A 24792-nucleotide genomic window follows, 5' to 3' on the forward strand; every position below is an offset into this window, starting at 1 on the left:
ACTTCGTGGAGTAGCGGAGACCACACCAAGCGTTGCGGGGGCGCGCTGGGTGCGGGGCGCCGTGAGAAGGGCTCCGGTACGGCCGTACCGGAGCCCTGTTCTCTCAGCCCAGGCGGGCGATCGTCTTGTACTCCAGGAAGCTGCTGAGGCCCTCGGGACCCAGCTCGCGGCCCACGCCGCTGGCCTTGTAGCCGCCGAAGGGCGCGTTCGACTCCAGCATGAAGCAGTTGATCCCGTAGGTGCCCGTGCGGACCTGGCGGGCCACTTCCATGCCGTGGTCGGCGTCGGCCGTCCAGACCGTACCGGCCAGGCCGTAGTCGCTGTCGTTGGCGATGCGGATCGCGTCCGCCTCGTCCTCGTACGGGATCACCGACAGCACCGGGCCGAAGATCTCCTCGCGGGCGATGCGCATCTCGTTGGTGACGCCCGCGAAGACGGTCGGGGCGACGTACCAGCCGTGGTCCATCGGCCGGTCCAGGCCGCCGACGACGACCTTGGCGCCCTCGTCCATGCCGGCCTGGATGTAGCCCTCGACGCGGTCCTGCTGCCGCTTGGCGACCAGCGGGCCGATGCCGGTGCCCGGGTCGGCAGGGTCGCCGACGGGCTGGGAGGTGACCATGTTCGCGACCGCGTCCACGACCTCGTCGTAGCGGGTCCGCGAGGCCAGGATGCGGGTCTGGGCGACGCACGCCTGACCGTTGTTCATCAGCGAGGCGATGGCCAGCATGCCCATGCTGGAGGGCAGGTCCGCGTCGTCGAGGATGATCGCCGCCGACTTGCCGCCGAGCTCCAGGCTCACCCGCTTGAGCTGCTCGCCGCAGATGGCGGCGATGCGGCGGCCCGCGGCGGTCGAGCCGGTGAAGGCCACCTTGTCCACGCCCGGGTGGGAGACCAGGTGCTCGCCGGCCTCGCGGCCCGCGGGCACGATGTTGAGCACGCCGGCCGGGATCCCGGCCTCGATGACCATCTCGGCAAGCAGGTACGCGTCGAGCGGCGTCTCCGGCGCGGGCTTGAGCACGATCGCGCAGCCGGCCAGCAGCGCGGGCGCGATCTTGGTCATGGCGACGAACTGCGGGACGTTCCACGGCACGATGGCCGCCACCACGCCCACCGGCTCCCGCCGCACGGTCGTCGGCCCGAACAGGCCGGGCCGCTGCTCCTCCTGGGCGAAGGTCTTGCCGTAGTCGGCGTAGTACTGCAGCATGCCGAGCGGCTGCGGCGCCTGCGCCAGGTTGGAGAAGGTGATCGGCGAGCCCATCTCCTCGGTGATGAGCGCGGCCATCTCGCCCTGCCGGGCGGCGTAGATCTCGGCCAGCCTGCCGATCACCTCGGCCCGCTCGGCGAACGTCATGCGCGGCCACGGCCCGTGGTCGAACGCCTGCCGCGCCGCGGCCACCGCGCGCTCCATGTCCTCGGGGGTGCCGTCGGGCACGCGGCCCACGACCTCTTCGGTGTGGGGGGAGATGACGTCGATGGTGCCGGTCCCGGCCGGGGCCACCCATTCGCCCCCGATGAACAGCGTGTCGTGCTGGCGCATGTCGTGAGCCTCCTGCTTGACCAAATGCTCGCTTGGTTGTCGTGCTCCTCAAGGTGACCGAACCATGTTCTGTCCACGCGCGCAAGAGGGGCCCGGCACGCGCGTACGCGTGCCGGACCCCTCCGGGCCGATCAGCCGAGCAGGTGCCGCAAGGACCGCTTGACCAGGTCCGTACGCATGGCCTGGGTCGTCAGGCTCTCCACGCCGAAGCCGAGGTAGACGGTGTCCTTGGTGGCGATGCCGCCACCCTCCTCGAACACCTGGTCCGTGCGGGCCCAGCTGTTGATCGAAGGCGAGGTGCCCTCAGGAGGCGCCGCCGCGCTCCAGCCGCCCAGGTCGCTCTCGAACGAGGTCTGCTCCGCCGTCGCGCCGTTCAGCGTGACGGTGAAGTCGTCGAGGAAGACGCCCGCGCCCTGGGTGCTCCAGTCGCTGATGTACGAAACGGACAGCTCCACCTTCTTACCCGCGTACGGGGTCAGGTCGACCTTCCACTGCTGCCAGCCGGCCGAGTTGCCCGAGGCCGCGTTCCACGAGCCGGAAGTGCCGGTCGGCTCGCAGTTGGCGCCCTGGTAGCGCTGGGTGAACGGATGGAGCGCGCGCCAGCCCTCGCCGCCGCTGGGCGGGTCACAGCTGCTGCCCGTGCTCTGTGAGGTGTGACCGTTGACGTCCGGCAGGGTCGTCCAGTCGTCGCCGCCCACGGTGTGCGCCTCGACGGTCAGGAAGTCCCAGTCGGCCTCGGTGTCGTACGAGGTCCAGAACGACAGGTCACCGCCGGTCTTCCCGGTCAGGTCGACGGTCTTGGTCAGCCGCTTCCAGGAGGCGTCGGCGATGCCGCTGTAGACGTCCCAGGAACCGGTGTGCGGGTCGAACGGTCCGCCAGGCCGAGCCCACTTGACCGGCGCGGAGCTGGCGAACTGCGGGAACTGGGCGGCCGGCAGGATCGCCGAGGTCGCCACGAACGAGTTGGTGTGGCTCGGCTCCAGCGTGCCGTTGAAACCCTTGAACCGGCCGCTCACGCCCTGCAGCGCGTACGGGAGGCCCGTGCCGGGGTTGATGCCCGAGTCGTCGAAGAAGACGTAGGCGCCCAGCCAGTACTGCTGGAAGTCGTTGAACACCTGGATGCACGGCGGGTCGTTGGGGGTCGCGCATTCGGGCTGGGCCGGTTGGTCGGGCTGGTAGTAGTAGGCGCCATTGTTGTTGGCCGCGTACGACGGGTATTTGCCCGAGTGCAGGAGCTTGCCGCCCTCGTTCAGGTAGTCGCGCACGGCCAGCTCGGTGTCGACGCCGCCCTTGGAGGTGGTGCCGGCCACCTGGCCGACCGATCTCGGGATGATGTCGTCGCCCGTCTCCCAGACCACCGCCTTGTAGTGGCTGAGCACGCCGAGCGCGTGCGGAGCCTTGCGGCCCATCTTGTCCATGTCATAGACGTCGGAGCTGTAACCGGCCTCGTCGAGCGCCTTGACGTAGTCGTCGGCGTACTTGGCCTCGGTCACGCCCTGGACGGGGCTGAGGCCCGTGACGTCCTCGGTGGCCAGCACCAGCACCTTGCCGCCGATGTCACCGGCGACCTGGTAGGTGAAGTCCCCGCTCTTCCTGCCGATCGAGCTGAACCAGACCTTGACCTTGTCCCCGGGTCTGGTGCCGGTGATCTTGCCGCGCATCCAGTGGTAGTAGGTGTCGTAGCCCTTGCCGTAGCGCTCGCCACCCCACCACTCGCCGGTCAGTACGGTCTTGGTCCGGCCGCCGTTGACCTGGTAGTTCAGGAAGATCGGGCCGAGCTTGCGCTTGGCGTCGACCTGGACCACCTGGTCCCGGCCGTAGCTGACCTCGAACGGGTCCAGCACGAAGTCGGCGGTGGAATTGCCGAGGTGGTTGACCGGCTCGGACCAGTTCGTGGCCGACTTTGCCACGTCCAGGGCGAACGGGATGTTCTTCTCGAACTCCGCTTGGACCAGCGCCTCGTCGTCGGGGAAGACGAACCCGCAGCCCTCACAGCCCTCGTCGAGCTCCGGCGTCCAGGCCAGCGTGCCGTACGAGGCGTGGGCGTGGTCGGTCGTCTCGCCGTTGGTGGTGTAGAGCTCCGCCGACAGGTCCGGGTCGAAGCCCGGGATCGCCGGCTTGGCGTCGTTCCCGGAGATGGCCTCGTAGATCGGGTTGTCCGCGGTCTTGGTGGCGACCTGCCAGCCGATCGGGTAGAGCAGCAGGGGGCCGAAGGAGTGGTAGTTCACCTGGCCCTTGAACCTGATCCGCTTCAGCAGCCCGTCGAGTGCCCTGGTCTCGGGCTCGCTGGCGGGCGCCGCGCCACGGTAGGTCTCGCTGCTCGGGATCGACGAGGAGCCCTCCTCGTCGTAGTGGAAGTTGGTGGGGTAGTTGCGGTTCGGGTCGACGCCGTCGCCGGTGGTGATCCGCCCGTCGCCGTCGTTGTCACGCAGGTTCTTGCGCCACAGACGGTTGCCCTCGGTGAAGGTGAAGTCGTAGCCGTCGGGGTTGGCGACCGGCACGAACCAGAGCTCGGTCCTGTTCAGCAGGTCCTTGAGCGCGGCCCGGTTGGCGATCACGTGCTTCAGCAGCCGCATGTCGACCTCAGTGGAGATCCACTCGCGGGCGTGCTGCGTGGCCGAGTACAGCGTCGCCGGCTTGACGCCGTCGGGCAGCACCCTGGCCAGGGCGGTGACCTTGACGGCGAGGATGTCCTGGCCCTTCAGCGTCTTGCCGAGGGACTCGATCTTCACTATGTCCCTGTTCGCGTTGGCGATGGCCTTGAGCTGGTCGGCGATGCCGCCCGGCTCGGAGTAGGACTTCCAGACGGTGTAGCCGCCGGCGGCCTGCGCCTTGGCGGCCTCCAACTGGGTCTGGCCCTGCGGGTTGCGTACGGGCTCCGGCTGGTAGCCGAGTTTGCGCAGGCCGTCGAGGTCGGTCTGGGCGGCGGTCACCTCGACGTGCTCCTTGCCGCCCTTGGTGTCCTGCTGAACGACGTCGAAGCCCTTCTCCTTGAGGGCCTGCCCGGTGCCGGGCGTGCTCTCCAGCTGGTAGAGCTCGATCCTGTCGCGGGGTGGTAAGGGGTCCACCGACGCCTGGGCCTCCAGGGCGACGAGGGACGTGCCGAGGCCGAGGACGACGGCGGTGGACAGGGTCAGTAATCGAGACACGAGGTCTGCCCCTTCGCAGAGACGAGTTTCGTCGCCATCTCAGACCGATACGTCGCGCTCGGCAAGACCCAATCTTTATGTCTGCCTTAGATCGGACAATCCTCAGATAATTCGCCAAAGGGGCGCGACTTGCCGCGTTCAGATGACAATATTCAAGATCATCTTCTATAGTTTCGGTCCGTCGATGAGGGGAGGACGGACGTGAAAATCAGTCGCTTCGCCCTATTCGCCATCGTCCTGGCGGGGCTGTTCGCGTTCCCCCTTCCGGTCTCCGCGGCTCCCAACCCGGCCGAGCTGCGCAAGCTGACCAAGCAGGCGTCCCAGCTCAACGATCTCTATCGGGGGCAGATCCAGAGCCTGGAGGAAGTACGGATCCAGGCCAAGAAGGCCACCGACAACTCCGGTGACCTGGAGGCCCAGCTCGCCAAGGCCAAGGCCGAGGTGTCCGCGATCGCCCAGAGCACCTACATCGCGGGACCGCTCGACGGCGTCCAGCTGCTCGCCCCGGGCGTCGACCCCACCGTCGCGCTCGGCCAGGCGGCGAACATGACCTACCTGGCCAACGAGCGCGTCAGCAAGGTCCAGAGCATCCAGGGGCTGATCGACAAGTCGGCGGAGGCCAAGCGGACCGTCGCCGAGAAGATCGACAAGCTGAAAAAAGAGATCAAGACCATGCAGGGCAAGCGCCGCCAGATCGAGCGGCTCCTCGCCAAGTACGGCTTCCAGCAGCCGGGCGGCTCCTCGGGGCTCACGCCGCGTCTGATCGCGGTGCGGGCCGAGATCATGCGGAACTTCCCCATGCCGTACGGGGTGGGCTGTCTACGGCCTGGTGACCCCGGTGAGCACGGCAAGGGGCGGGCCTGCGACTTCATGATGTCGAGCGGCGGCCGGGCGGCCGCGGGGGCCGACGCCGACCGGGGTGACGCGCTGGCCGAGTGGCTGATCAAGAACGGGCCCCGGATCGGGGTGATGTACATCATCTGGAAGCAGCGGTATTACGACATCCGGTCGGGGGGTGGGTGGGATCCGATGTCGGACCGGGGTGGGGTCACCGCCAACCACTACGACCATGTGCATGTGTCGGTGTTCTAGCGGCTGTGCGGAACGGCGGTCCGTTGGGGCTGGGGTCCTTGGGTGGGATACTCCCTTCGGGGGAGCGGATGTGGACGGTCCGTTGTGGCTGGGGTCCCTAGGGTGGGATACCCCCTTCGGGGGAGCGGGGATGGACGGTCGGTTGTGGCTGGGGTCCTTACGGTGAGATACCCCCTCCGGGGGAGCGGGAGAAGCCTGCGATGAGGTCGCGGAGCCAGGTGTATGACGCCTTCGGGGTGCGGTGCTGGGTGGGGAAGTCCACGTGCACCAGGCCGAAGCGCTGGTGGTAGCCCTCAGCCCACTCGAAGTTGTCCAGTAGCGACCAGACGAAGTAGCCGCGCACGTCGACGCCCTCCGCCGCCGCCTGTTCCACCGCTCTGATGTGGCCGTCCAGGAAGGCGATGCGGCCCTGGTCGTCGATCGTGCCGTCCGGGCCGGGGACATCCTCCTGGGAGCAGCCGTTCTCCGTGACGTACACCGGCGGCAGCGCGGAGCCGTACCTGGCACGCAGGCCCGTCAGGAGTTCGCGCAGGCCGTCGGGGACGACCGGCCAGCCGAAGGCGGTGGTGGGGTAGCCGGTGATGCCGTGGTCGGTGAAAGGCAGGCCATCGTCCGTGGGCGCGCCGATGCGAGTGGGGTTGTAGTAGTTGATGCCCAGGCCGTCCAGGGGCGCGGAGATGACGGCCAGATCGCCGTCGCGGACCACGTCCATGGCGCCGATGGCCTTCAGGTCCGGATACTCGCCCAGCAGGATCGGGTCGTTGAACAGCCGGTTGTGCAGCGTGTCGTACGCGTCGGCCGCCGCCAGGTCCGCGGCCTCCGCCGAGACGGGCCAGACCGGGGTGCAGTTGTTCGTGATCAGCACCTGCCGCGCCCCGGCCGCGCGCATCGCCTGTACGGCCAGGCCGTGGCCGAGCAGCTGGTGATGGGCGACGGGCAGGGCGTCGAACAGCAGGGCCTGGCCGGGGGCGTGGACGCCCATGCCGTACCCGAAGGCCATGTGCACGAACGGCTCGTTCAGCGTGATCCACATGGGCACCCGGTCGGCGAGGCGCTCGGCCACTATCGCCGCGTATTCGGCGAAGTAGTAGGAAATATCGCGGTTCATCCACCCGCCCATGTCCTGCAGCGCCTGCGGCAGGTCCCAGTGGAACAGGGTCGGCACCGGCGCGATCCCCGCCGCCAGCAGGCCGTCGACCAGCCGGTCGTAGAAGTCGAGGCCCCTCGGCTCCACCCGGCCCGTGCCCAGCGGCAGCACGCGGGGCCAGGCGATCGAGAAGCGGTAGGCGTTGACGCCCAGGCCGGCCATGAGCGCGACGTCCTCGGGCCAGCGGTGGTAGTGGTCGCACGCGACGTCCCCGGTGTGCCCGTCCCGGATGCGGCCCGGCTCGTGGGCGAAGGTGTCCCAGACGGAGGCGCCCCTGCCGTCTTCCTTGACGGCGCCCTCGATCTGGTAGGCGGCCGTGGCCGTACCCCATAGGAACATGCGCACTCCTAAGCGATCTTCCGAGAAGAGATCATCCGAGACCGATCATCCGAGTCGGACTCATGTTAACTCGCGGAGGCTCGGGGAAGCCTACCTGGCGGTAATACGCCAAGATGGGGGGCATGACGAGTACCCTGCGCCGGCGTCCAGCCCAACGCCGCAGCGTGGAGCGAGTCGAACGGATGCTCGACGAGTGCGCACATTTGCTCGACGAGGTCGGTTACGAGGCACTGACCACCAAAGAGGTCGCGCGCCGGGCCGAGGTGCCGATAGGCACGTTCTACCAATTCTTCTCCGACAAGCAGGGCCTGGTGCGAGCGCTGGCCCTGCGCAACCTCGACGCCTTCCTGCAACGCATCACCGAGCGGCTCACGGAGCGGATCGCCGAGTCCGGTCTCGACCATTGGACCGACCTGGTCGACCTGGCCATCGACGAGTTCGTGGTGATGAAGCGGACCACCCCGGGATTCGCCGTGGTCGACTTCGGGGAGGTGCTGACGGCGCCGGGCGGGCCGGCGCTCAAGGGCACCGACCGGATGCTCGACGCCGCGCTGGAGAACAACGTCGTGGTCGCCGACCGGCTGCGAGCCCTCACGGTCGACCTGCTCGACGCTCCTGTCGGGCCGGGGCTCGACCGCGCCCTGCTGGTGGCGGTCGAGGCCACGGACGCGGTGCTCAAGCTGGCCTTCCGGGTACGTCCCGACGGTGACTCCGACCTGATCGCCGAGTGCAAGCAACTGGTCCACCGCTACCTGGCCGACCACCTGCCCTGACCACCCACCTGCCCTGACCACTCACCTGTCGGTAGCCGTTCCGTCTGCCGGACGTCTGCCGGACGGGTGCCGGTGCGGGTGCGGGTTCGCTAGCGGGAAGGGCGAGCGGTCTCGGAGATGTCCTCGACCAGCCACAGGCCGCCTCCCGCCAGCGCCAGTCGGCCTCGCGGCGCGCCGCGGGAGCGCTCCCGCGACCCCTTCGGCCACAGCCGCGACCCCTTCGGCCACAGCCGTGACTGCCCCCGCCACCTGCCGGGTCGTTCTCGCCACTTGCCGGGTCGCCGTGCCGGTCTCAGCACGCCGCGTCCAGCCGGGCGCGTAGTTCGTCGTCCAGCCGTACGTCCGCCGCGCCCAGGACCTCGTTTAGCTGGTCCATCGTGGAGACGCCGACGATCGGGACGTGCCCGTCGGCCAGCAGCCAGGCCAGTACCACCTGGTTGGGCGTCGCCCCCACCTCCGCCGCCACCTCACTCAGGACCGCGAGCCGCCGGGTCGTACCCGGATGCTGGTAAATGTCGGGCATCGGGCGGTCGGCCCGTGTGTAGGCGCCCGCCATCAGCGTGTTGTACGCCCACAGCGTCACGTCGGGCTCGGCGCGTACATACTCCAGCGTCTCGTCCGTCACCAGCGTGTGGGCCGCCTCGACCGGCCGCGTGAGCGGTCGCGGGCGCAGGTAGGTGTGCCGGAGCTGCAGGCATGTGTACGGCAGCCAGCCCCGCGCCGCCGACAGGTTCCTGGCCCGCTCGGCCCGCCAGGTGGCCAGGTTGCTGGTCCCCACGCTGCGGATTCTGCCCTGCCGGGCCAGGTCGTCGAACGCCCCCAGGGTCTCCTCCAGGGGTACGGAGCGGTCCTCGATGTGCGACCAATACACATCGATGTAGTCCGTCCGCAATCTCCGCAGGCTGCCCTCGATCGCCTTGCCGATGGAGGCGGCGGACAGTCCCTCCGCCGAGGCGAGCGTGTCGTCGCCGGGGACGGTGGGCCGGGCGCCGGTCTTCGTGCTCAGGAAGATCCGGTCCCGGTTGCCGCGCGCCGCGAGCCACGAGCCGATGGCCAGCTCGCTCTCGTCGCCCGTGCACCCCGGCATCCAGAACGGATAGTTGTTGGACGTGTCCAGCATGGTGCCCCCGGCCTCGACGAACCGGTCCAGAAGGGCGAAAGTGTCCTTCTCGTCGACCGCGGTGCCGAACGGGATCGTGCCCAGTGCGATGTTCATGGCCGTGATCGTGAAAGCTGGAGTGCACTCCATGTCAAGCCGGAGAATTGGTTGACCTGGAGTCGGCTCCAGGTGCGATGCTTTTGCCGTGAGCGTCTACACACCCGCGGAAGTGGTCGAGGAGACCGGCTTCACCCTGGACACGTTGCGCTACTACGAGAAGATCGGCCTGCTGGAGCCCGTCGGCCGTAACGCCGCAGGTCAGCGCCGGTTCACCGAAGAGGACGTCGGCTGGCTCGGCACGATCCGCTGCCTGCGTGACACCGGAATGCCGATCGCCGAGATGCTGCGCTTCGCCGCCTTGGTCCGGCAGGGCGATCACACGATCGCCGACCGCATCAAGCTCCTGGAGGAGCACGACGGCCGCGTTCGGGAGCAGATCGCCAACCTCACCGAGCGTCAGCGCTACATCCACAACAAGATTTCCTACTACCGCAGAGTCGTCTAGCCCTGTCTTTGGGGTCCGGTTGTTAGACCGGGACCATGGCCGGGCCCAGGGCGAGACGGATCAACATCCCGCTGCGCCGCGTCGCCAAGGGGTGCGCGATGCTGCTGTTCGCGGTGCTGGCCAACATCACGGTGATCCAGGGGTTCGGGGCGCGGGGGCTCAACGCCGATCCGCGCAACCAGCGCTCGGCCATCGCCAGGTTCGACCATCCGCGCGGCGACATCCTCACCTATGACGGCACGACCGTCGCCGTGAGCCGGGCGACGGCCCGCGGGCCGTACGCGTATCGCCGCGTCTACCCCCACGGTGAGCTGTACGCCCCCGTGACCGGGACGGCGTCGCTCAGCCGGACCACGGGCATCGAGGGGGCCGCCGACGACGTCCTGTCCGGCGACGACCCGAGGATCCAGGTCCGCTCGCTCGTCAGGCACGGCAGGGCCCGCGGCGCCGACGTCCGGCTCACGATCATCGACCGCGCGCAGACGGCCGCTTACGAGGGCCTCAAGGCGGCGGGCCGGTCGGGCGCCGTGGTCGCCGTCAACCCGGCGACCGGCGCGATCCTCGCCCTGGCCAGCTACCCGTCGTACGACCCCAACGCCTACACCACCACCGACCCCGCCGAGCTGGCCAAGACGGACCGGCGCCTGCGCGGCGACCCCACCGGGCCGCTGGTCAACCGGGCGGTCAGTCAGAGATATCCGCCCGGCTCCGCGTTCAAGCTGGTCACCACGGCCGCCGCGCTGTCGTCGGGCGAGTACTCGCCCACCTCACGGGTCGACGCGCCCGCCCGGCTGCGGCTGCCCGGCAGCACGGCCTTCCTATCCGGCTTGGGCGGGTCCTGCGGCGATGCCCGGCCGACGCTGCCGGACGCCTTCCGGTCCTCCTGCGACACCGCCTTCGCCGGCATCGGTCTCCAGCTGGGGCAGGACATCCTGCGCGACCAGGCGGAGGCGTTCGGCTTCAACGACCGCGACCTCACGATCCCGCTGCAGGTCACCGCCAGCACCTACCCCCCGAACATGGACCGGGCCCAGACCGCCCTGTCGGCCATCGGGCGGCATGACGTCCGGGCCACGCCGCTGATGATCGCCATGCTGTCGGCCGCCGTCGCCAACCACGGCGTCCTCATGCGCCCGTACCTGGTGGAGGACGTACGCCTTCCGGACGGCTCGCTCATCGACCGGGCCGACCCGGCGCCGTACCGGGTGACCATCCCCGCCACCCTGGCCGGCCAGCTCACCTCGATGATGCTCACGGTCACCGGTGCCGGCGGTTCCGGTACGGCGTCCGCCATCCCGGGCGTGGAGGTGGCGGCCAAGTCGGGGGCCGGGGAGGATCACGCGCTCTTCACGGCGTTCGCCCCGGCGGACACGCCGGAGGTGGCCGTGGGCGTGGTCCTGGAGCACGCCGCGCCGTCGACCGCCGCCCTCATCGCCCGCGCCGTCCTGGAGGCGGCACTCTCCTGAAGCGGGCGCTCACCGGGATGACCTCGGCACACTTCTCCTCCTACATATGGGGCCTGCACAGACCTCTCTACACATCTCCGGGGTCGAACGGTTACATCCTCGAATGGCCATCTCGACGCATGCGGCATCCCGTTCACATGTCTAACGTTCTGCATGTGATCGACCGCACCTTGCGATCTCGCCTCTCAGTCAGGGGGCGTCGTGGCTCGATCCAATGGGGCGTCGCGTGTCCAGGCGGAGCTTGGCCTCCTCGGAGGGGTGGGGGTCTGGTTCCGGACGCGTGACAGCGGGCTCGAGCCGCGCAGGGCTCGGGCCCGCCCACCACCTGCTGGTCGTCGCGCCTATGCGGACCTGTTACCAGCACATGCCTTGACGGCTCCAAGTGCGAAGTGGGTTGATTGCCCTACTGACAACGTTGTCAACCTTCACCACTCGGGGTTTCGAAGGGACGGTGTGCGATGCGACGACGGTGGTTGGCGGCCGTCGCGATCACTATGGCGAGCGTGCTCGGCCTGGCCGGCTGCGGTGGTAGCGGCGGCGGCGCAACGGCGAGCCCGCAGGCCACGGGTGGCGGCGAGAAGAAGCAGGTCGAGGTGTTTTCGTGGTGGACCGGGCCGGGTGAGGCCGACGGTCTGAAGGCGATGCGGGAGATCTTCGAGAAGGAGAACCCGAACTACACCTTCTTCGACGCGGCGGTGGCGGGCGGCTCCGGCGACAAGGCCAAGGCGCTGCTGCAGTCGAAGTTGCAGGCGGACACCCCGCCGGACACTTTCCAGGGTCACGCGGGCGCCGAATTGCAGGGCTACATCAAGGCGGGCGACCTGGAGGACCTCAACTCCCTCTACGACGAGTTGAAGCTGAAGGACGTCTTCCCCTCCCAGCTGATCGACCAGATCAGCGTGGACGGCAAGATCTATTCGGTGCCGGTCAACATCCACCGGTCGAACGTGCTGTGGTTCAACCCGAAGCTGCTGAAGGAGGCGGGGATCGCGGCCGCGCCCAAGTCGGTCGACGAGTTCATCGCCGACCTGGGCAAGGTCAAGGCCAAGGGCAAGATCCCGCTGTCCATCGGCTCGGAGTGGACCGTGGTGCACCTGATGGAGAGCGTGCTGCTCGGCTCGCTCGGCACCGACGCCTACAACGCGCTGTTCAAGCCGGGCGCCAACTGGGGCAGCCCCGAGGTGAAGAAGGCGCTGGAGAGCTTCAAGACGATCATGTCGTACGCGGGCGACCCGCAGGACGACTGGCAGCCCGCGGCCAAGCAGGTGGCCGACGGCGAGGCCGCGTTCAACGTCATGGGCGACTGGGCCTACGGCTACTTCCACAACCCGCCGGACGGCGGTCTGGGCAAGAAGTCGAAGGAGGACTTCGACTGGGCGCCCTCTCCCGGCACCGAGGGCACCTACCTGTGGCTGTCCGACAGCTTCACGCTGCCCAAGGGCGCCAAGAACCGTGACGGGGCCATCGCCTGGCTCAAGGTCGCGGCCAGCAAGGAGGGACAGGACGCCTTCAACCCGAAGAAGGGCTCCATCCCCGCCCGTAAGGACGCCGACCAGTCGCTCTACACCGACTACCTGGCGGACGCGCTGAAGGACTGGTCGAGCAACAAGCTGGCCGGCTCCATCCAGCACGGAGTGTCGGTGAACCAGCCGTGGCTGGCCTCGATCACCGAGGCGGTCGGCCTGTTCATCAGCAGCAAGGACGTCGCGGCCCTGCAGAAGGGGCTCGTCGACGCGGCAACGGCCAACGCGCAGTAATTGCGGTCACCCGGGTACGGCAGGCGTTTCGCGCCTGCCGTACCTCTTGGAGGGGATGTTGTGAGGCGGGCACGCACCTGGCTGCCTGGGTTACTCCTCGTCACGCCGTCCATCATCGCGATCGGCGTGTTCGTGTACGGCATGCTGGGCTGGAACTTCCAGCTGGCCATGACCGACAAGCACGACGAGGTGTCCGAGGGCAAGTTCGTCGGGCTGAAGAACTTCGTCGACATCTGGGACCTGCCTCGATGGCACATCTCGGTGCAGCACGCGATCATGTTCACGCTCGTGTTCGTGCTGGGCGCGCTGGTGCTCGGCTGGTTCCTGGCCTTCCTCATGGAGAAGGGGATCAGGGGCGAGGGGACGTTCCGGGCGATCTACCTGTTCCCGATGGCCATCTCGTTCGTCGCGACCGGCATCGTGTGGCGGTGGCTGATGAACTCGGGGATGGAGCAGCGGGCGGTCGGGCTCAACCGGCTCTTCGACTGGATCGGGCTGCCGCAGTGGCAGTGGTTCCGGGATCCGGACTGGGGGATGGCCGCGATGGCTCTCCCGGCAGTCTGGCAAATGTCCGGATATGTCATGGCGCTGTTCCTGGCGGGGTTCCGTGGCGTGCCGGAGGAGCTGCGCGAGGCGGCGCGGGTCGACGGGTGCAACGAGTGGGGCGTCTACCGGCATGTCGTGCTGCCGATGCTCCGCCCTGTGACGCTGTCGGCGCTGATCATCCTCGGGCACATCTCGCTCAAGGTGTTCGACCTGATCGTGGCGGTGTCGGGCAAGCAGATCATCACCGACGTGCCCGCCGTGTTCATGTGGGTGGCGGTGTTCGACTCCCACGACCCGGCCAAGGGCGCCACCATCGCCTCGTACATCGTGCTGAGCGTGGCCGTCTTCGTCATTCCGTACCTGATCTGGTCCGTGCGTAAGGAGAGGCGTTCATGACCGCGGTGATCGGGCGCCGGCGGGTGTCCACCGGGGTGCGGCTCGTCCTGTTGATCGCCTTCGTGGTGATCTTCCTGATCCCGATCTACGTCCTGCTGGTCACCAGCTTCAAGCCGCTCACCGAGGCGGACCCGAGCCAGGCGTGGAACCTGCCGCGGACCTGGACCTTCGAGGCGTGGCGCGTGGCGTGGGAGAAGCTGGCCCCGGGCCTGTGGAACTCCGTCCTGCTGGCCGTGCCGGGCTCGCTGCTGTCCTGCGTGCTCGGCTCCATGAACGGCTACGTGCTGTCGAAATGGCGCTTCCCGGGCGCGGATGTGCTGTTCACGCTGTTCCTGTTCGGCATGTTCATCCCCTACCAGGGGGTGATGATCCCGCTGGTGCAGCTCCTGGTGAACCTCAACGAGCTGACCGGGCTGCAGGGCGTCTTCTACGGCGGCATCCCCGGGCTGACGCTGGCGCACGTGGTCTACGGCATCCCGATCTGCACGCTGATCTTCCGCAACTACTACGTCACCATCCCGGACGAGCTCATCGAGGCGTCTCGGGTGGACGGCGCGGGGATGCTGCGTACGTACTGGTCGGTCGTGCTGCCGGTGTCCGCGCCGGCCATCGCGGTGGTGATCATCTGGCAGTTCACCTCGATGTGGAACGACTTCCTGTTCGCCGTCTTCCTCACCGGGCCGACCAGCTGGCCGACGACCGTCATGCTCAACAACATCGCCGGCGCCCAGGCCACGCCGTACAGCCAGCAAATGGCGGCGGCGATCCTGGCTTCAGTGCCGACGATGCTGATCTACGTGCTGCTCGGCCGGTTCTTCATGCGCGGGCTGATGGCCGGCGCGCTCAAGGGATGAGGGCCGCCGGGTTGGCCCAGTGCTTGAGCGGTTCCTTGCGGACGTAGCGGGCCACGTCCTCGGCGACGATCTCGGCGGCCTTCATGGCCGTCTCTTTGCTGGCGCCGGCCAGGTGCGGGGTCATCACCAGGTTGGGGGTCGTGAGGAGCCGCGACCCGTCCGGGATGGGCTCCTCGGGGAAGACGTCCACCGCGGCGCCGAACAGGTGACCCGACTCCAGCGCGTCGCACAGGGCGTCGTAGTCGAGCAGCGAGCCGCGCGCGCAGTTGACGATGACGGACCCGCGCGGCATCGCGGCGATCTGCGGCGCGCCGATCATGCCGATGGTCTCGGGGGTGGCCCGCGCGTGCAGGGAGAGGAACTGGGAGCGTTCGAGCAGCTCGGCCAACTCCACCTGTCCTGAAATTTCCACGTAAGGGTCGTAGACGAGGACCTCCGCTCCGAAGCCCTCCAGCATGCGGGCCACCCGGCGGCCGATCGCCCCGTAGCCGACCAGGCCCGCCGTTGAGCCCTCCAGCTCGGGCCCGACGTTGTCATAGGTGTAGTAGTCGCCCCGCCAGACGCCTCCCGCCAGGTCGGCGTGCGTCTGGGGGATGCGGCGGGTGGCCGCGAGGAGCATGGCCAGCGTGTGCTCGGCCGTGGCCACGGCGTTGCGTCCCGGCGCGAACGTGACCGCGACCCCCGCCTCGGTGGCCGCGTCCAGATTGGCGTTGACCGGCCCGCCCCGGCTGACACAGAACAGCTTGAGCTCCGGCGACGCGTCCAGCACCCGCTTCGTCAGGGGGGCCATCTGGGTCACGCATACCTCGACGCCGTGCAGCGCCTCGATCAGCTCGTCCTCCACATCGGACGCCTCGTCCACCTCGCTCACCCGGCCGAACGGCACCTCCGGCCACGGCAGCGTCAGCTCGCTGATCTCCACCTCACCGGGGACCGCGCGCCGGAGCGCGTCGATGAAGAGGCGGTTCTGGACGAAGTGGTCGCCGGCGGCGAGGACTCGGATGGTCAACGAAGAGCTCCAATCGGGGAGTTGTACCGCAGGATCGCCACCTGGCCGTTCCGCGGGCGGATCTCGGTGATGGCGCAGTTGTCCAGCTTGGGGAAGAGCCGCCGGTACTCGTCCAGCGGCACGCCCATGAGCCGGCACAGCGCGATCCTGATGACGGTCGTGTGGGCGACGACCATCACCCGGCCGTCGGGATGGGCGGCGGCGATGTCCCGCAGGCACTCGGTGAACCGGTCGGCCGCGAGCTTCGGGTCCTCGCCGCCCGGCAGCGGGTTCGTGGCGGGGTCGGCCTCGAAGGCGGCGCGGGCCTCGGGGAAGCGCTCGCGCATCTCCGCCGCGGTCAGCCCGTCGGCCTGGCCGAAGTCGAGCTCCCGCAGCCGCTCGTCCACCCGCACCTCGACACCCGCCGCCTCGGCGCTGGCGGCGGCGGTGATGCGGGCCCTGCTCAGCGTGGACGCCCAGACGGCCGACAGCCCGGCCCGGCCCGCCCAGGAGGCCAGCTGCCCGGCCTGGTCGAGGCCGCGCGGGGTCAGCTCGACGTCGCTGAGCCCGGCGTAGCGGTTCTCGGCATGCCAGACGGACTCGCCGTGGCGCACCAGTGCGATGTTGGTCATGGCGCGGTCCTCTCACGGGCGTGGTCGGCGGCGCTCGCGGGCAGCCAGCCGCGTCCTTCCAGTTCGGTGACGAAGCGTAGGTAGGTCTCGTCCATGCGGGGTCCAGCCGGGTCCACGACCGCGCGGGTGCGGATCATCCCGGCCGCGTCTCCCTTGTCTCCTGCGGCCAGTACGGCCATGCCGAGCGCGGGCTCGGCGTTCTCCCGCAGCGTGACGGGACGCCCGAGGACGTCGGCGCGCAGTTGGTTCCAGTACGCGCTCCTGGTGGCTCCGCCGGTGAGGACGATCTCCCCGTCCGCCGGGGCGCCCAGCAGGTCGAGATAGTCGAAGCAGAGCCGCTCGACGAACGCCGCGCCGCGCAGGATCGCCACGTAGCGCTCGATGTCGTCGGCGGGCCGGCCGAGGGTGAACCCCTCGGCCTCGGGCGCCACGAACGGGAACCGCTCCCCGCGCGACACGAGCGGATAGGTGACGACCGGCTCCGCCGCGGTGACGACCGGCTCCCCGGCGCCGCCGGTCGCGGCGGGACCGAAGCGGGCGGCGGGACCGAAGCCGGCGGTTGGGCCGTAGCGGGCGGCGGCCTGGGCGCTCAGCGCGTCGAGGTCCTGTCCGGCGAACTCGCGGGTCAGCACCCCCGCGCCCGTGCTCGACGCGCCACCCGGCAGCCAGGAGCCGTCCGGCGCGCGGTGCGAGTAGACGACGCCCAGCGGGTCGTGGATCAGCTCCCTGGTCACGCCCTTGAGCACCAGCGTGGTGCCCATGACGGAGTTCCAGCTGCCCGGCGTCATCGCCCCGGCGCCGAGCTGCGCCGCGCACCCGTCGGTGGTCCCTGCGATCACCGGGGTGCCGAGCGGGATGCCGGTGATCGCGGCGGCCTCGGCGCAGACCGTGCCGAGCGTGGTGCCGGGCCGTACGACGTCGGGCAGCGTCTCGGCGGACACCCCCAGCTCGTCGAACACCTCGTACGGCCACCGCTCCTCGATCAGGTCCACGCCGGTCTTCAGCGCGTTGCTCAGATCGGTGGCCACGCCGCGCCCGACCAGGCGCCGGTTGACGAAGTCGTTCTGGTGCGCCAGCCGCGCGCCCGGCGGGGCGTCAGGCAGCAGCCACAGCAGCTTGGGCAGCGCCCAGTTGGCCTGCATGCGCTGGTAGCCGAGCCGTTCCCAGACGGCCGCGCCCACCGAGTCGATCCGCGCCACCTCGGCCGCCGCCCGCCGGTCGTCGTACATCAGGCCGGGGGTCAGCGCGGTGCCGTCGGCGCTGGTCAGAAGGATCGTGCCCGAGGTCGCGGCCACGGCGACGCCGCGGATCCGCTCCGGCGGCACGTCGCGCAGCGCCTCGCGGGTGGCGGCGGCGAGCTGCCGCCACCACTCCTCGGGGTCCTGCTCGTGCCGGGGCCCGTCGCGGTGGCTGGTCAGCGGCCTGCTCGCCGCGCCGAGCACCTCGCCGCCGTCCGTGACGGCCATCGCCCGGACGCTCTGCGTGCCCAGGTCCACACCGATCCAGACGCTCACGAGCGCCCCCGCATCTCGGCGAGCAGCGGCCATGATCGGGCGCTGCTCTCGCGCAGCGCCAGGAAGTCCTGGTACGCCGTCCCGTACGCGCCGGACTCGGGTCGTACGGCATCCCGCAACCGGACGAACCGGTCGGCGGCCGCCTCGATGCTCGTGGCCGCGCCCGTGGCGACCAGGCCGACCAGGAAGGCGCCCCTGGCGCCGACCTCGGCGTCACCCGATCGGAAGACCGGCAGGCCGGTGACGTCGGAGATCATCCGCAGCCACAGCGCGCTGGCCGAGCCGCCGCCGCACACCCGCAGCTCGCGCGGCCCGTCACCGGAGGCGGCCAGGCAGTCCTGGATGACGAGCGTGAGCCCTTCGAGCACGGCTCGGGCGACGTGCTCGCGCCCATGCTCGAAGGACAGGCCGAGGAAGGCGCCCCTGGCCAGCGGATCGGAGAACGGCGCGCGCTCACCGGCGGGGGAGAAGTAGGGCTGGAACGACAGCCCGCCCGCACCCGGTGGGCCGGTGGCGGCCAGCTCGCCCAGCTCGGCCGGGCCGTCCAGGCCGAGCAGCCGGCAGGCCCACTGCAGGACCTCGGTCCCGGCGAAGGTGGGGAAGGCGCGCAGGTAGCCGTCGGGCATCGCGATCGTGATGCCGACGGGCTCGCCGTCCAGGTCGGGCCGCTCGACGACGGTCTCCGTGCAGAGCGTGGTGCCCAGGATGCTGCACGCCTGACCGGGGCCGACGGAGCCGGCGCCGATCGCGGTGGCGGCGATGTCGTAGGGCGCCATCACGACCGGCGTCCCGGCGGGTAGCCCGAGGAGCTCGGCGGCCTCCCGCGTCAGGGCGCCCACCCGGCGCGTGTCGTCGCGCAGCTCGGGCAGCAGGCGATCGGCCCACTCCAGGCCGAACATGGCCAGGAGCGCGGGGGAGTAGGCGCGGGTGCGCAGGTCCATGAAGGGGGCCGAGCCGTCGGACTCGTCGGCGGCCAGCTCGCCGGTCAGCCGGGAGAAGATCCAGCCGCCGCACGACAGGTTGGCGGCCGAGCGGGTCAGCCGGTCGGGGTCGTGCTCGTTCAGCCAGGTCAGGATCGCGTGGGGGAGACCCGAGGCGGCGGAGGAGCCGTTGACGCGGAAGGCGTCGGCGGCCAGCCCCGAGCGGTTCCAGCGGTCGACCGTGGCGGCGGCGCGGCCGTCGTTCCACAGGATCGCCGGACCGGTGGGCCGGCCCGCCGCGTCGACCAGCCAGCAGCCGTCTCCCTGCGCGGTCACGGCCACGAAGTCGGGCGCGGTGCCGAGCCGGGACGCGACCTCGCGGACCGTGCCGGCGACCGCGTCCCAGACGGAGTCCATGTCCTGCTCGGCCTGGCCCGGCGCGGGCCTGGAGACGGTGGTGCCGTGCCGGGCGACGGCCGTCTCGGCGCCCGTTTCGTCGTATCCGACGGCCTTGATGACCGTGGTCCCCGCGTCTACGCAGATGACCGCCATCAGGCTCGTCCGTGGGAGGTACGCGACTTGCGGGCGATCGAGTCGACGACCACCGCGAGCAGCAGGACGATGCCCGTGACCACGAAGCGGATGGAGGAGTCGAGGTTGAGCAGGGTCAGCCCGCTGGAGATCGACTGGATGACGATGATGCCGAGCAGCGCGCCGAAGGCCGTGCCGCGCCCGCCGAACAGGCTCGTCCCGCCGATCACCGCCGCGGCGATGGCGTTGAGGTTGACGTCGCCCGAGCCGCTGCTCTGGTTCGCCGCGGCCAGCCGGGCCGCCGCGAGGATGCCGCCCACCGCCGCGAACGACGAGCAGAGCACGAACACCGAGGTGTAGACGGCCTTGACGTTGATGCCCGCGCGGCGCGCGGCCTCCACGTTGCCGCCGACCGCGTAGACGGACCTGCCCCACTTGGTACGCGACAGCATGTAGTGCATGACCAGCACCAGCGCCACGAAGAAGATGAACATCCAGCCGATGCCGCGGGTCTGCCCGAGGTAGTAGACCACGAAGGCCAGCACGGCCAGCAGCGCCAGGCTCCTGACGAGCAGCATGGACAGGCTCCTGGCCGACAGCCCGGCGCGCCGCCGCTCCTGGGCGTGCAGGTAACCGCTGGCGAACAGCCAGACGGCCGCGATCACCGCGAAGCAGTAGGACAGCCAGGCTGGTACGAAGTCGAGCTGCGCGAAGTTCACCAGGCCCGAGTCGAACGGCAGGTTGATCGAGCCCTTGGCGCCCAGCACATAGAGCTGCAGTCCGAGGAAGGCCAGCAGGCCGGCCATCGTGATGACGAAGCTCGGCACCCCGAAGCGGTTGAACAGCTGCGCGTACACCCAGCCGATCACCGCGCCCATGATGACCGCGGCCAGGATGGCCAGCCAGACCGGCAGCCCCTTGACCACGAAGAGCACGGCGAGCACGGCCCCCGACAGGCCGCTGACCGAGCCGACTGACAGGTCGATCTGGCCGACCAGCAGCACGCAGACGATGCCCAGCGCGATGATGCCGGTCGCGGCCGACTCCAGCGTGAGGTTCACCAGGTTCGCGCTGGACAGGAAGATCGGGTTGAGGATCTGCAGCACCGTCCAGATGACGATGAGCCCCACCACGACGGGGATCACGCCCAGGTCGCCGCCACGGGCCCGCTCGACCACGTCGGCGATCGCGCCGCGCAGCCCTTCGTTCCCGCTCAGCCGCTCGTCCTGGCGGTCCGTGGTGAGCGTGCTGTTCATGAGGGCAGACCTTCCTTGCGGCGCGCCTGGCGCTGGGAGACCGCGTTGTCGGTGGCGCCGGTGATGGCGGCGATGATCTCCTCGGTGGAGACCGCGCCCACGTCGAACACCCCGTTGTTGCGGCCGAGCCGCAGCACGGCCACGGTGTCGGCCACGGCCTGCACGTCGGCCATGTTGTGGCTGATCATGATGACACCGAGGCCGTTCTCGCGCAGCCGCTCGACCAGGTTGAGCACCTCCGCCGTCTGGGCGACGCCCAGGGCGGCGGTCGGCTCGTCGAGGATGATCACCTTGGGGTCGCCGAGCAGCGACCTGGCGATGGCCACCGTCTGCCGCTGGCCACCGGAGAGCGCGGCCACCGGCACGCGGACACTCGGGATCTTCGCCGACAGCTGGCGGAGCAGGTCCCAGGAGCGGGTCTCCATCGCCACGTCGTTCAGCCGGAGCGGGCGGACCTCCTGGCCCAGGAACAGGTTCTGGATCACGTTGAGGTTCTCGCACAGGGCGAGGTCCTGGAACACGGTGGCGATGCCGAGCTTGTGCGCCGCCGCCGGCGTCGGGATGTGGATGTCCCGCGACTCGAAGGTGATCGTCCCCGAATCGGGCGGATGCACCCCCGACAGGATCTTGACCAGCGTCGACTTGCCCGCGCCGTTGTCGCCGACGATGGCCATGACCTGGCCCGCCGCGACATCGAGGTCGATGTCGGTGAGCGCGGCGACCGCTCCGAACGTCTTGCTGATCCCCCGCAGGGACAGAACGCTGTCCGCTTGCTGTGTGGGCGACAAGGCCGCTCCTCCCTAGCCCTACTTGATGTCCAGGTCGGCGCAGCCCTTGGCGTATTCGCCGGTGCACACTTCACTGGCCTTCATGATGCCGCTGTCGAACAGGACCGCCTTGATGTTCTCCTTGGTCACGACCGTGGGGACGAACAGCTGGGACGGCGTGTTGTAGAGCGTGGTCTTGCCCGCGGGCTTCTTGCCCTGCATGAACTGGTAGGCGACGTCGGCCGACGCCTCCGCCACGATCTTGATCGGCTTGGAGATCGTGTTGTACTGGTCGCCGGCGATGATCCGCTGGGCGGCGGCCGGCTCGGCGTCGTTGCCCGTGACCGGCGGCACCTTCACGCCGGCCGCCTTGAACGCGGCGATCGAGCCGCCGCCGGTGCCGTCGTTGGCCGCGACCACGCCGGCGATCTGGTCCTTGAACTGCGTGATCTGGCCGCTGACCCAGGTCTGGGCCTTCTCCGGCTGCCAGTCGGGGGTGTCATACTCGGCCAGCAGCTTGAAGCCGCTCGGGTCGATCGCGCTGTGGATGCCCTTCTTGATCAGGCCGGCCGCCGCGTCCGTGGGCGAGCCGTTGACCTCCAGGAGGCCGCCCTGGATGTTCTCCTTCTTGAGGTGGTCGACCAGGGACTGGGCGATCATGTTGCCGATCTTCCCGTTGTCGAACGAGATGTAGTAGTCGGCGGGCGTGGCCGGGATCGGCCGGTCGTAGGCGATGACCGCGACTCCCTGCGACTGCGCCGTCTTGACCATCGTGGCCGCGGCGGCCGAGTCGACCGGGTCGAGCACGATGGCCTTCACACCCTGCGCCAGGGCCGAGTTCGCCTGTTGCTGCTGCTTGGCCGCGTCGGAGTCGGCGTTCTGGTAGATGACCGTGCAGCTCGGGCAGAGCTGCTTCATCTTGGCCTCGAACAGGGGCTTGTCCTGCAGTTCGTACCTGGTGGAGGCGAGGTCGGGCATGAGGAAGGCCACCTTGGCGTTCTCCGCGCCTGCCTTGGTGCCGCTGGAGCCGCTGTCACCACCGGTGGAACCGGAGCCGCAGGCGGCCAGCGCCGACCCTGCGATGACTACAACCGCGGCGAACGCGGAGGTCCGCATCTGAACTCTCTTCACGGGTTCTTTCCTCACTCACTACGTCCTCACGGACTCGCTGATCGCGTCGCTCCCCCGAAAACGCCACGGGAGACAAGCCGCTCACAACCGGCCACGTCCTGTGGTGTGGCTCACGCTAGCGCGAGGTCTGAATAATTGTCCAGCAAAAGTGTTCAGGGCACGAGCCTGGTTTTGGTCAAGATGTAGTCGTTTGGGGTTCGTTCCCGGTTTGTCGGGTGTTTATCAGGACGTCGTGTCAGGAACGGCGTGCCGCGGCCAGGAGGCCCTCGGCGGTCAGGACGTCGGTGACCAGCTGGTTGAAGTAGCCGCCCTTGGCGCCCGCGATGATCGACAGCACCTTCTCGGCGCCCACCGCGACGGCGATCGACGACGGGATGCGGCGTAGTTCGTGCAGGCCGGGGGCCACCAGGCGCTCGCTGCCCGGGTAGGAGACCGGCTCGCCGGCGCGGTCGTACACACGCATGCAGACGTCGCCCACGGCCTCGCGCAGGCTCTCCGCGTCGCGCGGCATGAAGGCGGGCACGACCTGCCGCATCAGCGGCGCGGAGCCGACGCCGACGATGGCGCACTTGGCGTGCGCCCACAGGTCCATGACCTTGCGCACCGACGGCTCGTGCTGGAGCGAGTAGAACAGCTCGGGCCCCGGCAGCGCGGGCGCGTACAGGTAACTGGGCACGCCGCCGACGCGTTCGGCCAGGATGCGGGTGGTCTCGTTGGTCTGGAACCACGGCTGCGGCTCCTCCTGCCCGCCCACGGCCGGTGCGATGGTGACGCCGGGGAACTGCCCGAGCCCTTCACGCGCGCACTCGTACACCGTGCTGCCGGACGAGACCAGCACCACGTCGCCCGACTCCAGCCCGACCCCGGCCAGGGCGCGGGCCAGCCCCGGAGCCAGCCAGGGGCCCAGCGCCGGGCCGCTGACCTTGGGGACCAGGTGGACGCGCCGCAGCCGCAGCGCCTCGGCCACGCTGGCGGCCAGGGGGCCGTCCTCGAGGGTGGCGGGCCGGTGCACCTTGATCTCGACGATGCCCTGGCGGCGGGCCTCGGTGAGCAGTCTGCTCACGGTCGCCCTGCTGACGCCCATCCGCTTGGCGATGTCGGCCTGGGTGGCGTCTTCGAGGTAGTACTGGGTCGCCGCCGCGTACATGAGATCGTGCGGGAACCGGGCCTGCGCCTCTGGCGCGACATCGGCGGCCTTCATGCGCGCGCTCCCTCGGCCTGAACAGTTGTGCTGGACGGATGTGACTATACCTTCGTGCCCTCAGATCACGGGGGTATCGAGTCTGCCGAACTATCATCGGTCCTCGCGCGCGTGCCCGTGCTTCAGTTGTTTCCCGCTATGAGGGCGTCGCCGAGTGGAGTGCGGGCGTACAGGACGGCGCGGCCGGTACGGGTGCCCGCGATGAGGCCGGTGCGGCGCAGGGCGGCCAGGTGGCCGCCGGTGGTGCCGAGGCTGTGCCCGAGCAGGGCGGCGAGGTGGGTGGTGGTGGCGGGCACGGCGAGTTCGGCGAGGATGCGGGCCCGGGTGCGGCCGATCAGCACCGCCAGGCCCGCCCCCGCTCCCGTCGCGGGCGTCTCGACGGCCGTGCCACGGGCCGGGTACGTGAGCGCGTACGGCCAGGCGTCCTCCAGGTAGGCGCCCACGGCGGGCACGAACACCGACGGCAGGAACAGCAGCCCCTTGCCGCCGAGCCGGTGCCGCTCGTCGCTCTGGCCCATCCGGACCTCGATGTACCCGTCGCCGTGCCACCGGACCTGCTCGCTCAGGTCGTCGAGCGCGGCCGCCCAGCCGTAGGCGGCGAGCCGGCCCGCCCGTTGCACCACGTCGCGCTCCAGGATCGCCTGGAAGCGCGGCCAGTCCTTGGAAAGGATCTCCGTCCACAGCGTCTCGTAGGCGTCGGCCAGCACCTGGACGACGTCGGGTCCGAGCAGCAACTCCCTGGTCCACTCCGGCACGGGTGGCCGCTGGGCCAGGACCGAGGCGATCTCGGCGTGCGCCTGCCCGACCGGAGTCGTGCGCATCGCGGCCAGTTCGGTCTCGAACGGCACGCTCATCCCGGCGGGCGGCGGCGCGATGAAGTCGACGTTGCCGCTGCCCTTGTTGCCGGTGATCGCCGCCATGGCGCGCAGGGCGGGGAGGCGGCCGGCGAGCTCGATGTACCGCTCGTGCCACCTGTCCACCCACCGCCGGTGCGCGCCCGCCCTGGTCCGGCCTTCGAGCACCCACTGCGCGTGCATGGTCTCGATCAGCGGCGAGATGGCGAACCGGCTGGCCACCACGTCCTGCGGGGTGACCTCGATCCTGAACACCTTTCGTTTATATCCGAAAGAGT

At 69.7% G+C, this 24792-nt stretch carries 20 protein-coding genes; 7 read left to right on the top strand and 13 right to left on the bottom strand.

All coding sequences use genetic code 11. The features are described from left to right. Nucleotides 1–103: 103 nt before the first annotated feature. A complete protein-coding gene (locus ACQP2T_RS11595) occupies nt 104–1537 on the bottom strand; it encodes an aldehyde dehydrogenase (protein WP_433516143.1) in 1434 nt (477 codons plus the stop codon). Between the two features lie 131 nt (nt 1538–1668). Beyond that, on the bottom strand, nt 1669–4686 hold the full coding sequence (locus ACQP2T_RS11600) for a M14 family zinc carboxypeptidase (RefSeq protein ID WP_433516144.1): 3018 nt from the start codon (nt 4684–4686) through the stop codon (nt 1669–1671). Nucleotides 4687–4887: 201 nt separating this feature from the next. Here ACQP2T_RS11600 and ACQP2T_RS11605 point away from each other — a divergent pair, with 201 nt between their 5' ends. Beyond that, nucleotides 4888–5778 (top strand): coiled-coil domain-containing protein, encoded by an 891-nt coding sequence (locus tag ACQP2T_RS11605; RefSeq protein WP_433516145.1) that lies wholly within the window; start codon nt 4888–4890, stop codon nt 5776–5778. 157 nt (nt 5779–5935) lie between these two features. Here the strand turns inward: ACQP2T_RS11605 and ACQP2T_RS11610 are convergent, their stop codons facing one another. Then, the gene (locus ACQP2T_RS11610) at nt 5936–7264 is read right to left on the bottom strand and encodes a GH1 family beta-glucosidase (RefSeq protein ID WP_433516146.1); all 1329 of its coding nucleotides are present in this window, start codon (nt 7262–7264) and stop codon (nt 5936–5938) included. A 122-nt stretch (nt 7265–7386) separates the two neighbouring features. On the opposite strand from ACQP2T_RS11610, the gene ACQP2T_RS11615 reads away from it, so the two are divergent. Next, nucleotides 7387–8037 carry a TetR family transcriptional regulator gene (locus ACQP2T_RS11615; RefSeq protein ID WP_357950523.1) on the top strand — a complete coding sequence of 217 codons (651 nt, stop codon included), beginning with the start codon at nt 7387–7389 and terminating at the stop codon, nt 8035–8037. A gap of 292 nt (nt 8038–8329) precedes the next feature. Here ACQP2T_RS11615 and ACQP2T_RS11620 read toward each other — a convergent pair whose 3' ends face one another. Then, nucleotides 8330–9253, bottom strand: coding sequence for an aldo/keto reductase (locus ACQP2T_RS11620; protein ID WP_433516147.1), 924 nt, complete (start codon nt 9251–9253; stop codon nt 8330–8332). Nucleotides 9254–9341: 88 nt separating this feature from the next. On the opposite strand from ACQP2T_RS11620, the gene ACQP2T_RS11625 reads away from it, so the two are divergent. The 5 genes from ACQP2T_RS11625 to ACQP2T_RS11645 all read left to right on the top strand — a co-directional run bounded on the left by ACQP2T_RS11625 (nt 9342) and on the right by ACQP2T_RS11645 (nt 14720). Next, nucleotides 9342–9701, top strand: a complete 360-nt coding sequence (locus tag ACQP2T_RS11625) for a MerR family transcriptional regulator (protein ID WP_363996845.1) — start codon at nt 9342–9344, stop codon at nt 9699–9701. Nucleotides 9702–9736: 35 nt separating this feature from the next. Beyond that, complete coding sequence (locus ACQP2T_RS11630) at nt 9737–11167, top strand: penicillin-binding transpeptidase domain-containing protein (RefSeq protein ID WP_433516148.1); 1431 nt, start codon at nt 9737–9739, stop codon at nt 11165–11167. Between the two features lie 458 nt (nt 11168–11625). Then, nucleotides 11626–12924, top strand: coding sequence for an ABC transporter substrate-binding protein (locus tag ACQP2T_RS11635; RefSeq protein ID WP_433516149.1), 1299 nt, complete (start codon nt 11626–11628; stop codon nt 12922–12924). A gap of 60 nt (nt 12925–12984) precedes the next feature. Beyond that, nucleotides 12985–13866: a carbohydrate ABC transporter permease gene (locus tag ACQP2T_RS11640; RefSeq protein WP_358178362.1), complete on the top strand. Its 882-nt coding sequence runs from the start codon at nt 12985–12987 to the stop codon at nt 13864–13866. After that, entirely contained in the window at nt 13863–14720 is an 858-nt protein-coding gene (locus ACQP2T_RS11645; RefSeq protein ID WP_358178360.1) for a carbohydrate ABC transporter permease, read from the top strand. The genes ACQP2T_RS11640 and ACQP2T_RS11645 overlap by 4 nt, the downstream gene beginning before the upstream one ends. Here ACQP2T_RS11645 and ACQP2T_RS11650 read toward each other — a convergent pair. From ACQP2T_RS11650 to ACQP2T_RS11690, 9 genes are all read right to left on the bottom strand, one after another. Beyond that, nucleotides 14710–15729 (bottom strand): 2-hydroxyacid dehydrogenase, encoded by a 1020-nt coding sequence (locus tag ACQP2T_RS11650; RefSeq protein WP_433516150.1) that lies wholly within the window; start codon nt 15727–15729, stop codon nt 14710–14712. The two genes, ACQP2T_RS11645 and ACQP2T_RS11650, sit on opposite strands and share 11 nt — an antisense overlap. Continuing rightward, nucleotides 15726–16340 carry a histidine phosphatase family protein gene (locus tag ACQP2T_RS11655; protein ID WP_433516151.1) on the bottom strand — a complete coding sequence of 205 codons (615 nt, stop codon included), beginning with the start codon at nt 16338–16340 and terminating at the stop codon, nt 15726–15728. Before ACQP2T_RS11655 ends, ACQP2T_RS11650 begins: the two co-directional genes overlap by 4 nt. Beyond that, the gene (locus tag ACQP2T_RS11660) at nt 16337–17887 is read right to left on the bottom strand and encodes an FGGY-family carbohydrate kinase (protein ID WP_433516152.1); all 1551 of its coding nucleotides are present in this window, start codon (nt 17885–17887) and stop codon (nt 16337–16339) included. The genes ACQP2T_RS11655 and ACQP2T_RS11660 overlap by 4 nt, the downstream gene beginning before the upstream one ends. Further along, complete coding sequence (locus ACQP2T_RS11665; protein WP_433516153.1) at nt 17851–19326, bottom strand: FGGY family carbohydrate kinase; 1476 nt, start codon at nt 19324–19326, stop codon at nt 17851–17853. Before ACQP2T_RS11665 ends, ACQP2T_RS11660 begins: the two co-directional genes overlap by 37 nt. Then, the gene (locus ACQP2T_RS11670) at nt 19326–20561 is read right to left on the bottom strand and encodes a sugar ABC transporter permease (protein WP_433516154.1); all 1236 of its coding nucleotides are present in this window, start codon (nt 20559–20561) and stop codon (nt 19326–19328) included. The genes ACQP2T_RS11665 and ACQP2T_RS11670 overlap by 1 nt, the downstream gene beginning before the upstream one ends. Further along, a complete protein-coding gene (locus tag ACQP2T_RS11675; protein ID WP_225291926.1) occupies nt 20558–21349 on the bottom strand; it encodes an ATP-binding cassette domain-containing protein in 792 nt (263 codons plus the stop codon). The genes ACQP2T_RS11670 and ACQP2T_RS11675 overlap by 4 nt, the downstream gene beginning before the upstream one ends. An 18-nt stretch (nt 21350–21367) precedes the next feature. Continuing rightward, on the bottom strand, nt 21368–22459 hold the full coding sequence (locus tag ACQP2T_RS11680; RefSeq protein ID WP_433516155.1) for an ABC transporter substrate-binding protein: 1092 nt from the start codon (nt 22457–22459) through the stop codon (nt 21368–21370). A 235-nt stretch (nt 22460–22694) separates the two neighbouring features. Next, nucleotides 22695–23660 (bottom strand): sugar-binding transcriptional regulator, encoded by a 966-nt coding sequence (locus ACQP2T_RS11685; RefSeq protein WP_433516156.1) that lies wholly within the window; start codon nt 23658–23660, stop codon nt 22695–22697. 122 nt (nt 23661–23782) lie between these two features. Further along, nucleotides 23783–24769: an ArsR/SmtB family transcription factor gene (locus tag ACQP2T_RS11690; RefSeq protein ID WP_433516157.1), complete on the bottom strand. Its 987-nt coding sequence runs from the start codon at nt 24767–24769 to the stop codon at nt 23783–23785. Between the last annotated feature and the right edge of the window lie 23 nt (nt 24770–24792).

The organism is Nonomuraea sp. CA-143628 (genome assembly GCF_050942315.1).
Lineage (GTDB): Bacteria > Actinomycetota > Actinomycetes > Streptosporangiales > Streptosporangiaceae > Nonomuraea.

Bases quoted from the DNA above. Each gene is read 5' to 3' on its own strand.
- ACQP2T_RS11595 (WP_433516143.1), bottom strand. From the start codon at position 1,537: ATGCGCCAGCACGACACGCTGTTCATCGGGGGCGAATGGGTGGCCCCG.
- ACQP2T_RS11610 (WP_433516146.1), bottom strand. From the start codon at position 7,264: ATGTTCCTATGGGGTACGGCCACGGCCGCCTACCAGATCGAGGGCGCC.
- ACQP2T_RS11615 (WP_357950523.1), top strand. From the start codon at position 7,387: ATGACGAGTACCCTGCGCCGGCGTCCAGCCCAACGCCGCAGCGTGGAG.
- ACQP2T_RS11620 (WP_433516147.1), bottom strand. From the start codon at position 9,253: ATGAACATCGCACTGGGCACGATCCCGTTCGGCACCGCGGTCGACGAG.
- ACQP2T_RS11630 (WP_433516148.1), top strand. From the start codon at position 9,737: ATGGCCGGGCCCAGGGCGAGACGGATCAACATCCCGCTGCGCCGCGTC.
- ACQP2T_RS11635 (WP_433516149.1), top strand. From the start codon at position 11,626: ATGCGACGACGGTGGTTGGCGGCCGTCGCGATCACTATGGCGAGCGTG.
- ACQP2T_RS11645 (WP_358178360.1), top strand. From the start codon at position 13,863: ATGACCGCGGTGATCGGGCGCCGGCGGGTGTCCACCGGGGTGCGGCTC.
- ACQP2T_RS11655 (WP_433516151.1), bottom strand. From the start codon at position 16,340: ATGACCAACATCGCACTGGTGCGCCACGGCGAGTCCGTCTGGCATGCC.
- ACQP2T_RS11660 (WP_433516152.1), bottom strand. From the start codon at position 17,887: ATGGCCGCTGCTCGCCGAGATGCGGGGGCGCTCGTGAGCGTCTGGATC.
- ACQP2T_RS11665 (WP_433516153.1), bottom strand. From the start codon at position 19,326: ATGGCGGTCATCTGCGTAGACGCGGGGACCACGGTCATCAAGGCCGTC.
- ACQP2T_RS11670 (WP_433516154.1), bottom strand. From the start codon at position 20,561: ATGAACAGCACGCTCACCACGGACCGCCAGGACGAGCGGCTGAGCGGG.
- ACQP2T_RS11685 (WP_433516156.1), bottom strand. From the start codon at position 23,660: ATGAAGGCCGCCGATGTCGCGCCAGAGGCGCAGGCCCGGTTCCCGCAC.